The 430-nt window shown below is 56.3% G+C and carries 1 protein-coding gene; it reads right to left on the bottom strand.

Annotated features, from left to right (window positions below):
* The coding region (locus tag KK062_RS30050; protein ID WP_254088084.1) for a DUF5000 domain-containing lipoprotein at positions 1–430 on the bottom strand (430 nt) is incomplete at both ends.

Here is a 430-nt window from a genome sequence, read left to right as displayed (position 1 = left end):
GGTTTATCCAATCTCCGACGACTGTACCGCCGGCGGAATATCGCGGCAACTCCGCATCCTGCGGCGAATCTACCGACGACCCCCACAGCGTAAAAGTACGGGGGTTGCCGTGGCTATAGGTGAATTCGCTGGTACGCTCATACAGGACAAAGCGGCTTAACTGGAAGGCACCGCCGATCCCAAACGTGCAGACAATCGGAAGCGGCCCGCCGGGCGCGGTGTGCCAGCCGCTCGAGTATCCATCTACTTTGTTGTCCCACAGATAGGGTAGATCCCAACCATAAGCGATCGCTCCATCGCTGGGCAACCGGTATACAAAAAACTTTTGCTTATCCAGCACCTGCTCGAACAGGGGTGTGAGCTCTTGCCGCAGTGTATCGGAGACGTTCCCGAATTCGTCGGTTATATAGATCCCGAACGAACGCGGTAT

The organism is Dawidia cretensis, assembly GCF_018598175.1.
Lineage (GTDB): Bacteria > Bacteroidota > Bacteroidia > Cytophagales > Cyclobacteriaceae > Ohtaekwangia > Ohtaekwangia cretensis.
The sequence above is the reverse complement of the archived record's forward strand: the minus strand, read 5'-3'. Positions and strand labels throughout refer to the sequence as shown.